The sequence below is a fragment of the Reticulibacter mediterranei genome (genome assembly GCF_016587455.1).
Window position 1 is genome coordinate 1,686,853 of sequence record NZ_BNJK01000001.1, and the last position, 14,972, is coordinate 1,701,824.

General features: G+C 50.7%; 11 protein-coding genes. 9 read left to right on the plus strand and 2 right to left on the minus strand.

All coding sequences use genetic code 11. From position 1 onward, the window contains the following. Positions 1 to 151: 151 nt before the first annotated feature. Positions 152 to 1,945 (minus strand): S53 family peptidase, encoded by a 1,794-nt coding sequence (locus tag K3T83_RS07355; RefSeq protein WP_220202322.1) that lies wholly within the window; start codon positions 1,943 to 1,945, stop codon positions 152 to 154. A 361-nt stretch (positions 1,946 to 2,306) separates the two neighbouring features. Between K3T83_RS07355 and uvrB the strand changes: the two genes are divergently transcribed. From uvrB to K3T83_RS07400, 9 genes are all read left to right on the plus strand, one after another. Then, the gene (uvrB, locus tag K3T83_RS07360) at positions 2,307 to 4,322 is read left to right on the plus strand and encodes an excinuclease ABC subunit UvrB (RefSeq protein WP_220208186.1); all 2,016 of its coding nucleotides are present in this window, start codon (positions 2,307 to 2,309) and stop codon (positions 4,320 to 4,322) included. Between the two features lie 128 nt (positions 4,323 to 4,450). Further along, entirely contained in the window at positions 4,451 to 5,566 is a 1,116-nt protein-coding gene (locus K3T83_RS07365) for a homospermidine biosynthesis protein (protein ID WP_220202323.1), read from the plus strand. Between the two features lie 292 nt (positions 5,567 to 5,858). Continuing rightward, complete coding sequence (locus tag K3T83_RS07370; protein ID WP_220202324.1) at positions 5,859 to 6,308, plus strand: S-adenosylmethionine decarboxylase family protein; 450 nt, start codon at positions 5,859 to 5,861, stop codon at positions 6,306 to 6,308. A gap of 214 nt (positions 6,309 to 6,522) precedes the next feature. Next, positions 6,523 to 7,395: an agmatinase gene (gene speB, locus K3T83_RS07375; protein ID WP_220202325.1), complete on the plus strand. Its 873-nt coding sequence runs from the start codon at positions 6,523 to 6,525 to the stop codon at positions 7,393 to 7,395. A 112-nt stretch (positions 7,396 to 7,507) separates the two neighbouring features. After that, positions 7,508 to 8,497, plus strand: a complete 990-nt coding sequence (locus K3T83_RS07380; RefSeq protein WP_220202326.1) for a hypothetical protein — start codon at positions 7,508 to 7,510, stop codon at positions 8,495 to 8,497. 351 nt (positions 8,498 to 8,848) lie between these two features. After that, positions 8,849 to 9,868 (plus strand): hypothetical protein, encoded by a 1,020-nt coding sequence (locus K3T83_RS07385; protein WP_220202327.1) that lies wholly within the window; start codon positions 8,849 to 8,851, stop codon positions 9,866 to 9,868. A 198-nt stretch (positions 9,869 to 10,066) separates the two neighbouring features. After that, the gene (locus K3T83_RS07390) at positions 10,067 to 11,011 is read left to right on the plus strand and encodes a radical SAM protein (RefSeq protein ID WP_220202328.1); all 945 of its coding nucleotides are present in this window, start codon (positions 10,067 to 10,069) and stop codon (positions 11,009 to 11,011) included. 287 nt (positions 11,012 to 11,298) lie between these two features. Then, positions 11,299 to 12,288, plus strand: coding sequence for a polyprenyl synthetase family protein (locus K3T83_RS07395; protein ID WP_220202329.1), 990 nt, complete (start codon positions 11,299 to 11,301; stop codon positions 12,286 to 12,288). A gap of 13 nt (positions 12,289 to 12,301) precedes the next feature. Further along, the gene (locus tag K3T83_RS07400) at positions 12,302 to 13,045 is read left to right on the plus strand and encodes a class I SAM-dependent methyltransferase (RefSeq protein WP_220202330.1); all 744 of its coding nucleotides are present in this window, start codon (positions 12,302 to 12,304) and stop codon (positions 13,043 to 13,045) included. 79 nt (positions 13,046 to 13,124) lie between these two features. Here the strand turns inward: K3T83_RS07400 and K3T83_RS07405 are convergent, their stop codons facing one another. Then, positions 13,125 to 14,549, minus strand: a complete 1,425-nt coding sequence (locus tag K3T83_RS07405; RefSeq protein WP_220202331.1) for a protein kinase family protein — start codon at positions 14,547 to 14,549, stop codon at positions 13,125 to 13,127. Between the last annotated feature and the right edge of the window lie 423 nt (positions 14,550 to 14,972).

A 14,972-nucleotide genomic window follows, 5' to 3' on the forward strand; every position in this document is an offset into this window, starting at 1 on the left:
AGATGATGTGACCCTGAAAAAGCACAGATGATAGGTTATGCCTTCTTGTATCACGGGCCACTCGCCAGAATCAGTTCAACAAAGTGTCGGGAATACAGGGAGGAGCATGAGTATGCTCTGTGGGCATACTCATGCGTTGTGAATTGTTTAGCTATACACTTTTAGAAATCGCAAGAAAAAGGTTGGGCAAATTGGGGGAGCCGAGGCCTGTCGGATAGTCCCAACCAGCGGTGGTCGGATAGTAGAGGTTATTGCCCTTTGTGACATCGTAGAGGGGATGCATCGATCCCTGGTTGTTTTGAATCTCGTAGAACAGATCGTTGCCATAAACGTAAACCTGTTTATCCTCGATCAATCCCTGGTTCATCAAGATCATCCCGGCAGCCCAGATGGGTGCGGCAGCACTCGTTCCACCAACACTGATCCACTGCCCCTCGAAGTACACAGCCAGGTTGTATGCAACAGCCGAGACATCTGGTATCTGTCGCATATTATTTGAGTAGCGATTTTTCACGCCGGCTCCCTGCTGCCAGGAGGGTTTATTGAAAATGACGCTGAGACCGCCTCCCGTTCCCCACTGATTCTCGCATTTGGACTTATTAGTGCCGTCAGCCCAGGCCACCTCGCCAACGCGCTGTCCTTTATTATCAACGCCCAGAATGGTTCCACCAACCGCTACGACGGAAGGATCGCTGGCAGGATAGCTGACCGAGAGATTACCATAGACCCGACTGGTAAACGCGCCACAGTCGCCGCTTGAGACAAAGACCGTCATATGTTCGGCCTTCGTCAAGATCTCCAGGCTCTGACGCACGGCACGTAGATCACCAATGGTCATATAATCCTCTGCCATCCCCAGGCTAATGCTCACAACACTGGCAGAGTCTTTGTTGTCGGCATTGTCGTCAATAATTTTTGTCAGCGCATCATTGATCTTCGTCCAGCCTGCATCCTGCTCCTGGCTGATGTCAGTTTGATAGACCATCATGTTTACAGCGGGAGCCAGGCCAGCAACCATTTCAACGTCCAGTTGCGTCTCGCCGCCCGGATTGGGGATGGTATCACCAATCGTGACCACACCCACCTTGCCCTTGTAGTCCACGCAGGCAAAGTAGTTTTCCAGGTCGGTGCGAGAGACGCCATCGATCTCGACGAAGTTCACGTTCAGTTTCTCGCCATGCCACCCCTGCTTCCAGAACTGATCGTAGCCGTATGCATGTGAGACCTGAGAAGGAACGAGCGAATCACCGCTGGCCTGACAATCAACCGAAGCGTGCGCCTGCAATGTTGCAGTTCGCTGCTGCGCCTGGGCATGGAACGTGTGCTGCGGAGGACGCGAGTAGTTATCCAGCCCGGTAACAGCCAGCACATTATCGGCAACAAGCTTTGGCACTTTGGGCGGATTGGCCGGATCAGGAGTATAATAGGTGCGCCCATCTAGCTTATGCAGAACAAAGCTTGTATGGAGCAACGATGCGAATGTTTTCGCTTTGGCATCAATCGTAATATTTGTGCGCAATTTCCCAATATTGACCGTCGCATCCTCTACCCCGAAGTAAGACTTGACCTTTTGATAGGTCTCTTCGCTAATGCCAAGCTGCTTCGCCAGATCAGCCGAGGACTGCTTCTCGCCAACCTTCACCTTATGTTTATCCATTTGATCTAATGCCGCCTGATTCGACTTAAACGTCACACCAACATGCATTTTTTGATCGTCCGACAACTTCCCAACCACAGGAGCGCTCAGCGCCTTCTGAGGCAGCCCCAGGTCAAGGGTTGTTAACGTATTAGCTGTGCTGGTATTGGCAGGAGTAGGTGTGGGCTTCGCATTTCCCGAATCGTTACCCCCACAAGCTGTTACCAGCGGAAAGAGGAAGAGCAACAGGCCCAGCACACTGAGCATTCCCCTCCACGAGCCGCAAGATGATTTTCTTGCCCCAAGCATAGAGAACATCCTCCAAACATAGTAATTAAGTAGCGTCCGTCATAGAGTGACGCCATTTTTAGCAAGTACCCTGGTCCATAAAAAGCCTTCACCGATCAGTGAATAGCTATACCCCAATCAGCTTACCCAGTCACTAAACGCTACCATAAGCTTTTTTTTGCCAGCAGTTTGATTTGGCACAAAAGAAGAAGAAAAAGACAATGCAATAGATATAGCTATCTGCAATAGCACAGGCATAAAAGCGACCGGTACAAGTGGTATCATACAGCGGCCAGACGTGGTATAATAGGTGAACCATTGGAAAAAATATTCTATACAGAGGCACAGGGAAGCACAAAAAAGGGGCAGCACTATGCCAGAAATGAGCATACAACCATCTAATGGACATAAATTTAAAGTAGAGGCACCATTTGAGCCTACTGGAGATCAACCAGATGCCATTGCCCAATTAGTAGAGGGCATCGAGAGCGAGCATAAATTTCAAACGCTGCTAGGAGTCACGGGCAGCGGCAAAACCTATACGGTTGCCAAGATCGTAGAGCAGGTGCAAAAGCCAACGCTGGTGCTTGCTCCCAATAAAACGCTTGCAGCCCAGCTCTACAGCGAATATAAAGAGTTTTTCCCCAACAACGCGGTTGAGTATTTTGTCTCTTACTACGACTACTACCAACCAGAAGCATATATCGCGCGTACGGATACCTACGTTGAGAAAGAGAGCATGCTCAACGAAGAGATCGAGAAGCTACGGCTCTCGGCCACCCGCAGCCTCTTTGAGCGGCGTGACGTGCTGATCGTGGCCTCTGTCTCCTGCATCTACGGTCTAGGCAGTCCAGAAGAGTACAGCGATGTCGTATTGACCCTGAAAGTGGGAGAAGATCGACGCAGAGATAAAATCCTGCGCCACCTGACCTCAATTCAATACGAACGCAACGACGCAAACTTTATTCGTGGCCGCTTTCGTGTGCGCGGCGACGTGCTAGAAATCTTCCCGGCCTACGAAGATGTTGCAGTGCGGATCGAATTTTTCGGCGACGAAATCGAGCGCATGACCGAGATCGACCCATTGACCGGGGAGGTGCTGGGCAAACGGCAACGGCTCGACATCTATCCCGCCAAACACTGGGTCACAACGCAGGAGCGCCTGAATAAATCGATCACAGCAATCGAGCAAGAACTGGAAGAGCGCCTGAAAGAGCTGGAAGCGGAGGGGAAGTTGCTGGAAGCGGCTCGGTTGAAGCAACGAACCAACTTTGATATTGAAATGTTGCGAGAAACAGGCTTCTGCTCCGGCGTCGAGAACTATTCACGCCACCTTGCTGGACGAGGGCCAGGCGAACAACCCTGGACTCTGCTCGACTATCTACCAGACGATTTCCTGCTCGTTGTGGACGAGTCGCACGTCGCTCTCCCCCAGGTACGCGGTATGTTTGCCGGTGATCGTTCGCGCAAACAGGTGCTGGTCGATTACGGTTTTCGCCTGCCATCGGCAATGGATAACCGCCCACTGACCTTCACCGAGTTTGAACAACATATCAATCAGGCGCTCTTCGTCTCCGCCACACCGGGACCATTTGAATATGAGCATAGCCAGCAAATTGTTGAGCAACTGATCCGCCCGACAGGTTTGATCGATCCTGAGATCAGCGTTCGACCTACCAAAGGACAGATCGACGATCTACTGGCAGAAATTCGCCAGCGTGTCGAGAAAAGCCAGCGCGTTCTAGTCACGACCCTGACCAAGAAGATGGCCGAAGATCTTGCTGACTATATGCAGGAACTAAATATTAAGGTTCATTACCTGCATTCTGAGATCGACACAATAGAACGCATTGAGATTCTGCGCGACTTACGCCTGGGCGTCTACGATGTTGTTGTAGGTATCAACCTGCTACGAGAGGGACTTGACCTGCCAGAGGTCTCGTTGGTGGCGATTCTGGATGCAGATAAAGAGGGTTTCCTGCGCTCTGAAGGGTCGCTAATCCAGATGATAGGCCGCGCCGCTCGTCACGTTGAGGGAAGCGTGATTATGTACGCAGACACCACAACAAGATCGATGCAGCGAGCCATTGATGAGACCAATCGCCGTCGCACGCTCCAGACAACATATAATGAAAGGCATAACATCACCCCCAGAGGTATTAAGAAAGAGATCAAGACGCTTTCTGAGCGCATCAAAGCCATGAGCGGTGCAGAGAGCGCGGAAGCGGATGGCAAAACTGTTGCGGCAACTCTGGCAGGAATTCCTAAAGATGAAGCTCTGCGCTTGATTAAAGATCTGGAATCGCAAATGCGCGCAGCCGCAAAACAGCTGGAATTCGAGAAAGCGGCCCAACTACGCGATCAGGTGATAGAGATCAGGCGGCTGATGATCGAATAGTTCAAAGCAACCAGATACTAGAGAATACCAGGTCGCCGCCAATTACAGGCGGCGACACTTTTATGCAAAAATCGAGTATAGTATAGAAGGTGTTTCTCACTCACTTTCTATGAAAGGATCAGCAGTAAATGTCTCACCATCATGATACACACGATAACCACGAACCAACGCAGCAGGAGTATTTGAGCGGTCCACAAATCCTGCCGCATCGCGTGCAGCCAGATATGACTGTCGCCGACCTGATCGACCAACAATTTCAGGCATATAATGCGGCTCGCCTGCATGAAGCGGCTCGTCTCTATACAGAAAAGATGCTCTCTCCCGAAGCAAATACAACGGTGGGCCTGACGATGGCAGGTGCCTTAACGCCCGCAGGATTGGGAGGGTGCCTGATTACATTAATGGAATATGGATTTATCGATTTCATTATTAGTACAGGCGCTAACCTCTACCATGATATGCATCATGCACTGGCAATGTCATTGCATCGTGGAGATTTTCGTCTGGACGATACAAAACTCCAGGAAGAAGGTGTCATTCGTATTTATGATATCTTGTTTGAAGATAAAGTATTACTTGATACTGATTCCTTTGTACGTGAGAGTTTAAAAAGTCTTCCCAATCGACCCATCTCTACATCAGAATTGCACTATCATTTAGGAGCACAGTTATTAAAAGCTGGAGTAAAACCTGAATATTCGGTGCTGGCGCAGGCGGCTGCCTGGAATGTTCCCATTTATACTTCTTCTCCCGGCGATTCGTCGATTGGTATGAACGTAGCTCGGCATGCTCTGGAGGGCAACCAGCTCACCCTCGATCCACTGGCAGACGTGAACGAGACGACCGCTATCGTCCATCATGCGGAGCGCAACGGCGTGCTGATCCTCGGGGGGGGTAGCCCCAAGAACTTCTATCTGCAAACACAGCCTCAATTATGGGAGGTTCTGGGCATTCAAAAAGGTGGTCACGACTACTTCATCCAGATCACAGCTGATGCACCACACTGGGGTGGCCTCTCAGGCGCAACGCCCTCTGAGGCGGTATCCTGGGGAAAAATCAAGCCGGATCAACTGCGAGATGCGGTGGTAATCTATGGCGATTCTACTATAGCTTTACCTCTACTTACCGCGTATGCAGTAAGCAAGGCAAAGCCACGTCCGCGCAAAGAGCTGTACACAAAGCGTGCGGCCTTGCTAAGCGACCTGAAAGAGGCATACGAAGCAGGCAAAAAGGTGCGGCCATAAAGTAGTGATTTCATCTAATGACAACTCGCTTTTCCTATTAGGTAGATGCCCTGATCACAATTAGGTACAATGCCTATCCCTATTTTGGGGTAGATAGGAACTGCCAATTAGGTAGAACGGATATTGTCATTAGATACAAATTTCGGCGTTTCCCTTTGCATTAGCTTGACAACCTAATGTATAATACCATCCGGTGTGTTTTTTCCACCTGAGATACTGTTACGTGGCTGTAGCTCTCCTCTACAGAGAGGGATAATACAGCTCGGACCTACCCCATGAGGAGGGAAACGCGATGCTTGTTCATTTGATGTTAGAGCTTTACAACTGCGACCGTGAGTTGCTCAGCAACGAGCCATTGATCCGCCGCGTGCTGGATGAGTACCCTGGTCGCGTGGATATGGAAAAAGTGAGTCCGGTTCACCTGTATGATATAGAGACCTCGAATCCACTGGATGCCGGGCTTTCTGGTTTCGTCGTGATCGCGCAGAGCCATATCAGTCTCCATGCGTGGCCGGAATATGGTGAAGTTGACATCGACATCTGCTCGTGCAAAGAATTTAGCCAGGAAGATGCTATTGCCTTTGCGAAAGAGATGTTCCAGACCGACGATGTAGAGTCTCATTTCGTGGTACGTGCCACGCGCTCTCTTCGGCCTGAAGAGCCTGATCCAGTACGTTTCGCTGAAGCAATGGCAGCACGTCGCAATCGCGCCGCAAGCCTGGCCCCTGCGGAGGTGGGCTAAAGGCAATAAGAGAAAGGCGAAGAGTACCTTCGCGATAAGCCATACAGATTACGGAGGGTGAGAAGGTTTCCAGCAAGCATCGCCGGAAGTCTTCTCACTTCTGTATTTTGCCCCTCCTCCAACTGGTCTTGACGGCCTTTTTTTTCTGTCGAAAAATAGAAGTATCCGATTAAAAAGCTCTTTATTCGCTCTCATACGAGGTCACACGCATACAATGGAAGATCTAACCATCACACAGTTTGGAGCGCCTGACGCGCCCTATTGCCAGCAGGAAACAGCGAAAGTTACTATTATCCCGGCCCCTCTCGAATACAGCGTATGCTATATGAAAGGCACCGAACATGGGCCACAGGCTATCCTCAATGCATCAAGCCAGATGGAGCTGTATGATGAGGAGCTTGATTGCTGCCCTATCGAAATAGGCGTCTATACCTGTCCTGTGCTTGACTATAACGGAATGGACCATGCAGCTGCGCTCAAAGCAACGGGAGATACCGTACGTGAGGTTCTCAAGCGCGGTCAGGTACCTCTAATACTTGGAGGCGAACACTCGCTCTCTGCCCCCGTCATCGCCGCTGTCCATGAACAGTATCCCGATCTCACCGTCGTCCATATCGACGCACATGGCGATCTACGCGACGAGTTCGAAGGCACTCCGCTATCGCATGCCAGCATCGAACGCCGCGTTGTGGATATGGGTATTCCGCTGCTCGAAATTGGCATTCGTAGCTTCAGTCCCGAAGAGGCGGCTTTTATGAAGACACAGCCTAATGTCGCTATCGTCTGGGCCTATAAGATGGCAAAGGGGCTAGCAACCATTCCCTGGGAACGGCTGGGCAAGCACACCTATGTCACCATCGACCTTGACGCCTTCGATCCAGGTGAGATGCCCGCTGTTGGCACGCCCGAACCAGGCGGTCTTTCCTGGTATCAAGTTCTCGACCTCTTCCGCGAGATCTGCCACCGCACAATGATTGTAGGTATGGATGTTGTTGAGCTTTGCCCGATGCCGGGGCAGGAGCGCGCGGATTTTCTAGCCGCCAAGCTGGTCTACAAAATGATCGGCTATCGCTGGTGTGACCGCTAAAGGGGTACTATCGTCTCTACATGGAGACGATGAAGGCAAATTTGCAGATAATGATATACTATGAAGAGGAAAGCGGTAATGCATGTAAACTCTTTTAGGATGTCAAATCATCGTGCAAATTGATCATCTGCAAAAAGACAGTATGAACAAAAAGGGCGCTGAGAAAGGAGATTTATTTCTCCTTCTCGTTTGCTTCACCCTGTTGCTCCTGGCTCTAAGCGGTTGTGATCCAACAACGCTTTCATCTAGCAGTCACACACAAAACAGAACATTTACAGGTTCATCGACTCAGCCGATTACATACAGTAGCAACCCATCCGACGTGCTCATCCGTACGTTCTACGGTGGCGGCCTCCAGGGGTCATTCTCGTTTGGTCCACAGGTGAGCATCTACGGGGATGGCAGTTACATTCTTGGCCTGGATCGCCAGGGCAAGTTGACAACAGAAGAGCTACAACAGTTGCTCAACGCCCTGGTCAACACCTATGGTGTGTTGAGCTTTTCGCAACAGCGATTTTCTGACGTTCAGGACGAAAACGCAACATTTCTGGAACTGGCATTCAATGGGAAACAGGAAGAACTGATCTATGGCACATCGAGCAGCGATCAGGATGAATATCAGCGTTTAGGTCGGGCACTGACAGCCATTAACGAGGCACTAAAAGGCCCGACGCAGCCTTATAAAGCTTCGGCGATTTCATTGCTCGTACGCCAGACCTTTAGCCCGGATCTGCATGCTCATATTCCATCCTGGCCCTTAACTGATTTCACGCTAGCCCAGGCAGCTGTCTATGAGTGTGGACCAGTGCCACCCGATGAAACCAGTCAGAATGCAGAAACAGCCTGCCTGAAATTTGTCATACCAGAACACGCCATTTTGCTCAACGGAGCGCAAGTGCAGAGCATTAAAGAGATGCTCACGGGGTTGCAAGGAGATTTCACAGAGCAAGGCTTGTACTACACAGTGTTTCTCCGCCCACTGCTGCCAGACGAAGTAACCAGAAAGCAACTCGCAATGTTTGGCAGCGATCAGGAAATATTTCGAGGGGTGCCATTGTTATCAGGTAAGGTACCGCCAATACCGAGCCAGACAGCCTCATAATATCCAGGGCGGCCCTTCTTTTTGATTGTAGAACATGTGGTGGTTGATGAGGCGACTCTAACAATTGCAGAGTTTAAGCTACGCTGGGAAGTGTCTCGCAAACATCGAAGCATATATGGTATACTATAGCAGGCGTACCCCCTTGCAACAAACACTTCCTTGCAGGCGGCCCGATCGCAGGTAGAACACAGTGAGTTCATGAGCAGTCAGGATAGCAATGATGTTAGAGAAGACTGCATATCAAGCTTATCAGGGATAGGTGCGGAACGACCAGAGGGAGGAAGCAAGAAGACTTGCGGATCTGACCACCACAGACAGTAATCCCCATATGGTTTTACCATGAAAGGAATTATGACCAGAGAATACAATAAGCCAAGACGAAATGACTCGCGTCCACCATTTCGCCAGAACTCCTCATCAAACAGATACGGAGAAGAGCAATCTTCACGCCCTGGTCGCCCTCGTCTCAACCGCGAAATAGTAGATCGCGCCTGGGAACAAGGAGCGCAAACCCAACATGCGGATTATCGACCGCGCAATGGGCAGGGGCGACAAAACAACTGGCGCGGCAATCAGCCAGACTACTCCCCCTATCAAAATGGTTCTGGCAATAACAGGCCTTACGGGAATCGCCAGTCTGCACAGGGTTCTGGTGGCAACAGACCCTATGGCAACCGGCAGCCTGCATATGATCACCCCAGGAATCGCCAGGACAACTACCGGAATAGCGGCTCTCCAACGCAGGGCTATCGGGGTACATCACAACAACCTTTTGAACAGGATCGGTATCAGAGCCGAACACCAGGCAATCGTACCAATGGAGACAGGCCGTCCTACCAGCGGAACAACTATAATCAACGTGGCACGCCTGATAATCGCAGAGAATACCGGCCTTATGACAATCGTCGGCCAGGAGAAGCGGGGAGAAATGGTCATCGTCCCGCCTACGAAGAGCATTTTGAGGGTGATTACGAGCGGTACGATTACACCGAGACGGCTCATAACCACAACAATCGCTCCTACGAAAGGCCACAACGCAACAACCATCGCAACGAGTCACGCACGCCAAACCAGGAGCGACACGTGACCCGTTTGCCAGATGGTCGTGTACTGAAAGGTTCGCGACCAGCACAACGCAAAAAGGCTCAATTCTGGACGGAGGTCGCCAACGACACCGACGAACTCATCCAGCACATTCCCGAACCGCCTGTGCATGACGCAGACAGCACGGATGAAACGAAGGGGAAAAAAGTACGAGCAAAGAAGCCTCGCACAACGCCAGACGGGGTGCGCGACAAAAAGAGCGCCTCAACAGGCCATCATTCAGGCTTGAAACCATCTCAACGTGGTTTTAAATGGCCAACGCCTTAAATAATTCAGCAAGTAACAACAAAAGGTGTTCAGTTTGGAAACTGGACACCTTTTGTTGCTGTCGGCTTAGCGTAGGGAAAGCGCAGATGTCTCCTACGCTAAGCTGCACCTCAGCACCACACTAGAGACATCAGCGCAGAAAACTTGATAGAATATAGTTATAGGCAAAGTAATTTACACGTGTAGCGGAGAAGTCCGATGCTTTATCCCAGTTATCTTCAACTTTACGAAACTGGCGAACTGGCGCAACGTGCGGCCCAGGCCTGGGAAATCTTGCGCAGTTGTACCATCTGTCCACAGAATTGTCGCTGCAATCGCATTGCAGGGAAAACAGGGGTTTGCCATTCGGCGACCGAGGCAATAGTGGCCTCGTGGAACATCCATCGCCGCGAAGAGCCTCCCATCAGCGGTACACGCGGAGCAGGTACCATTTTCTTTGGCTATTGCCAGGCTCGTTGTACCTATTGCCAGAACTTCTCGCTCAGCCAGGGAGGTCTGGGGCATCGCGTGGGACCGGAGCGTTTGGCGGATATGATGCTCTACCTCCAGAAAAAACGCTGTCATAATCTGGATCTGGTCACACCAACCCATTTCGTACCGCAAATTCTTGCCGCGCTCGTGATTGCATGCGAGAAAGGGCTGCGGCTCCCGCTCGTATACAATTGTGCGGGATACGAAAATCTGGCAACGCTGCAACTGCTGGATGGAGTCGTGGATATCTATCTTCCCGATGCCAAATATGCCGATAACAAACACGCGCTCCGAACCTCAAAAATGCCCCGGTACGTCGATCATAATCACGAGACGTTACGAGAGATGTATCGTCAGGTGGGGCCGCTCCAGATGGATGAAGAAGGCATTGCCCGACATGGTTTGCTCATTCGTCACCTGGTTATGCCAGAGGATATCTCTGGAACGCGCGAGGTTCTACGCTGGATAGCGGAAGAGTTGGGTCCAGATACACCAATCAGCTTGATGGATCAGTATTTTCCGGCCTGGAAAGCTGTCAACGATCCAATCTTGAATCGACGGCTCTCCTGGAAAGAGTATCGTACCGCATTGGATGCACTTGATGAGTTCAATTTCACAGCAGGATACGTCCAGGAGGATCTTATCGAGGTAGACACAACGGCAGAGCTTTAAAGACGAAAGAGAGCCTCCTGAAAAGCACATAAGTAATCTACTGGTCTTGGACAACACACGCTATAATCTATATGGATTAAAGACTCTTACGCGTTCATACGAAGACTTGTAGGGGGATCATCTTTCCGCGAATCTGGCCCTTTCCAGGGGGAGCGAACGCAATCGCCGGACCATAGCTGCCCGAAAAGTCAGGTTATCAGGAATGCATACAACGATGTGTACTTGCTCCATCCTATGCTCGTGATGCGTACGTCGGACCAGAAGATATACGAAATGGAGAATCATACATGAATAGAACGGCCACTTTGAGCCAACTCTTTGCCAGTATCCAGGATGATTTCGCCCTGGTCGATAAAACGTTTCAGGAGCGAGCCACATCAAGCATCTCTCTCCTGAACTCCGCCTCCATGCATGCACTCGCCTCACCAGGCAAACGTCTACGAACCGCCATCACCCTCCTCTCAGGCAAATTGAACGATTATCGCCTCGACAAGCTCGTTCTGCTCGGGGTTGCTTACGAAATGTTGCATTTAGCCACGCTCATCCATGACGATATCGTCGATGAAGCCAAAACGAGGCGCGGCAACCCAACGGTCAATGCTCTCTGGGGAGATAAAATTGCCATTCTTCTTGGCGACTATTATTTCGCAAAAACTGCCGGACTGATTGCCGACATTGAAGATCCCCGCGTCGATCACCTCTTCTCAGATACCGTCGCCACCGTTTGCGAAGGCACTATTCTTGAAATGATGACCGCCGGAAGCATCAACTTGACGGTGGATACCTACTACGAAAAAATCAAACATAAAACAGCTTGCTTGATCGCGGCTTGCAGCAAAGGCGGCGCGATTGTCAGCGGAGCCTCCGACCGGGATATCGAGTTATTATATGATTATGGCTACTATCTAGGCATCGCATTTCAGATTATTGACGATATCCTTGATTACACTGAAGATCAATCAACGATAGGGAAACCGGTCGGCAACGATTTGCGCCAGGGTATGGTGACGCTCCCCTTGATCTTTGCTCTGCAAGAGCCATCGCAAAACGGCTATCACCAGCAAGTTCAAGATCTACTCGCTGGCGGCACCCAGAAGGATGAAGATATTCAAAAAGTGGTTAACTGGGTTGTCCAGGGCAACGGCATCAAAAGAGCGTTTATGGATGCACATGCATATGGCAACAAGGCACGCGAGGCTCTCTACCACTTTCCACCATCGCCAGATCGCGACGTGCTTGATGAGTTGATCGATTTTGTTCTGGAGCGCAAACAGTAGAAGGCAGCGATATATGAGTTCTAGAATGTCATTAGAAGAGAAATTTCATGCCACCGGGGGCAAACGCTCCTATGTACAACGTCTTTTCGGACGCATTGCAGGCATTTACGATTTAATGAATCGACTGATGAGTTTTGGTCTGGATCGCTACTGGCGCAAAAGAGCCGCGCGCTATCTCGCGCTAGCTACAGGCGAGACAGGCCTCGATCTTGGAGCTGGAACCGCTGATCTCTCCATTGCCGTTATTCGTCAATCTGGTCCGAACACCCATATGATCGGCATGGATATTACCCCGGAGATGCTTGAAGAGGGGCGCAAAAAGATTGCTCGCCTGGGCCTACAGGATCAAATCGAGCTACGAACCGGGGATGCCGAACATATTGATCTGCCAGATAACAGCGTCGATGGGTGCTGCTCAGCCTTTACAGTGCGCAACCTAACCGATATCAAGCAGGGCTTTCGCGAGATGTTCCGTGTGGTCAGACCTGGAGGACGCGTGGTTTGCCTGGAGATCAGCCATCCTCCGGGCAGAATTTTTGGTGGGCTTTTTTATTTCTACTTTTATAAACTGGCACCACTGTTCGGCACAATTATCGGAAAAGCCTTTGAAGAATACAATTACCTTCCCAACTCGCTTACAACATTTCCTGATGCACCAACATTGCAAAAAATTATGGAAGAGGCTGGATGGAGCGATGTCCGTTTTTATCGCCTGAGTGGAGGTATAGTCGCACTTCACGTTGGAACGAAAGCATAAAAGCGCCTGTTTACCAGCAAATGCATTCAGCATGGTAAACAGGCGCTTTTTCTTTAGAAAAGCAGATCAAATCGCTTTTCTATATCAATCCTCTACTCAAAATGACTATCGCGATCAAACATACCAGAATACCAGCCAGCCAGATTATCGACTGCAACTGTTCATTGCGCGGCTCCATCGGGGGTAGATCCTCTGGCCTGGGCAACATCGTGCTCAGATCATCATCATCCACCATACCAGTTGCTAAGAGACCAGGCAATACCTGAGCTACGCTATCCGGGATCTCCTGTTGCGATGAAACAGAGATCGTGCTTTGAGACAACGCAGGGCGTGGCCCTCCCGAAGCGCTGATCAGCGCTTCATTTTTCGGCGTAATTGTGCCACTCACTGATCTCAGCCCTAGAAGATCCTGCCGCAACTCTAATGGGTGCTGATACCGTTGATTGACAAGAGGCCGCAATCCCTTCATCAGAATGTTGTCAAAAGCCGACGACACATTGGGATTGAGATTCTGAGCAGACGGAATGATCGTGCCACTATGCCCATTAGGAATGCTACCGGTGACAGCATAATAGGCGCTGGCAAGCAAGGAATACAGATCAAGGCGGGGATCAATGGTGCCACGAGGCAACTCGGGAGCCATAAAAGGCGAGAGTTGCGTACGATCGATGCCAGAGACAAACTGTGTCGCTCCACCAGCCATGATGACCGAAAAATTGGTCAGAAGATACTGATTTCCCGAAAGGCTCATAACGATATGCTCGGGGCGAATCAACCCATGTACCAGCGGGGGCGACTGCTGAGAAAGAAGGTCGAGCAGGTCAATGAGTTGCAAGCAGCACTCAATGACTTCTTGCTCCGCTAACGGTCGTCCTGTCCGACGCATACGAGCCAGCAAAGACTCTCCCTCAAAAGACTCAAAGACGAAAAAGTTCTGTCCCTGATCGCTAAACGCATCCCACAGCGTAGGAATGCTGGGATGCCGCCCCGCAGAGGTTAAAGCCATAGTAGCAGCACGCAACATGGACTGCACCATCATCGAGTTACTTTCGGGCACTGTCAGTTCGCAAATCATCACTTGAGAACCAGAGCGCTGGGCATCTTGTGCTATCCACATCGCCTCGGAGACGCCAGAAAGCCAATCCTGGCGACTATGCAACTCACGCAAGCGGTAACGTCCATTTCGCAGCACTGTACCAGGGGCGAGCGTGCGCTGATCCTTCAGTAGATCAGCACTATCACCGGTATCCGGTAACGGTAATTGTTGAGATAGCATGCTCTGATTTGGAGAAGAGGTGCTGACAGCGTTTCCTTCCCTCTCAGTAATCAGGCGGCTCGGGCGAAGAGGCGCGGAGATACGTCCGAAATCGGTTCCGGGGAGAGGCGTAACGGGAGAAGATGATATCGGTCCCTGGGGACGCGATGGCACATTACTGGCAGGGGCACGATCAATAGGAGGCATACCTGAGAGCTGACCGGAAAAGGTTTGTGGATCGAATTTCATCGATCCTTGAGTTCCTGAAAAGCTAGGGGTGGCGGGGAAAGGAGTCTCAGGCGACCGAGAGAAGTTGGAGGAAGAGAATGGATCAAAATTAGGCGAGCTAATAGAGGAACCAGGTGGCTGCATTGGGGGCGAAAACGACGAATTGATATCCTTTCCCCCCTGCATCGATTGAAAGCCTGGTGCAGAGAGATCTGAACCCATTCTATTCGACTGAAATCCATCATCTATATCTAATGGAGGTAGCGGTGGTAACGTTGACGGTGACCTCAGCGGAGGAGTTTGTGTTCCTTGATTCGCCCCTCTCATCTCCTTTAATACACCATTTGTCGGCGGCGGAGGTAGAGGTGGTAGTGTTGCGGATGGCTTTGGTAAGGGCATTTGTGCCCCCTGATTCGCCCCTCTCACCTGATGAGGTAAGCGCAC

Coding starts and splice junctions, on each gene's coding strand:
- K3T83_RS07370 (WP_220202324.1), top strand. CDS start 5,859: ATGCTTGTTCATTTGATGTTAGAGCTTTACAACTGCGACCGTGAGTTG.
- speB (WP_220202325.1), top strand. CDS start 6,523: ATGGAAGATCTAACCATCACACAGTTTGGAGCGCCTGACGCGCCCTAT.
- K3T83_RS07355 (WP_220202322.1), bottom strand. CDS start 1,945: ATGCTTGGGGCAAGAAAATCATCTTGCGGCTCGTGGAGGGGAATGCTC.
- K3T83_RS07390 (WP_220202328.1), top strand. CDS start 10,067: ATGCTTTATCCCAGTTATCTTCAACTTTACGAAACTGGCGAACTGGCG.
- K3T83_RS07400 (WP_220202330.1), top strand. CDS start 12,302: ATGAGTTCTAGAATGTCATTAGAAGAGAAATTTCATGCCACCGGGGGC.
- K3T83_RS07365 (WP_220202323.1), top strand. CDS start 4,451: ATGTCTCACCATCATGATACACACGATAACCACGAACCAACGCAGCAG.
- K3T83_RS07395 (WP_220202329.1), top strand. CDS start 11,299: ATGAATAGAACGGCCACTTTGAGCCAACTCTTTGCCAGTATCCAGGAT.
- K3T83_RS07385 (WP_220202327.1), top strand. CDS start 8,849: ATGACCAGAGAATACAATAAGCCAAGACGAAATGACTCGCGTCCACCA.
- uvrB (WP_220208186.1), top strand. CDS start 2,307: ATGAGCATACAACCATCTAATGGACATAAATTTAAAGTAGAGGCACCA.
- K3T83_RS07405 (WP_220202331.1), bottom strand. CDS start 14,549: ATGAAATTCGATCCACAAACCTTTTCCGGTCAGCTCTCAGGTATGCCT.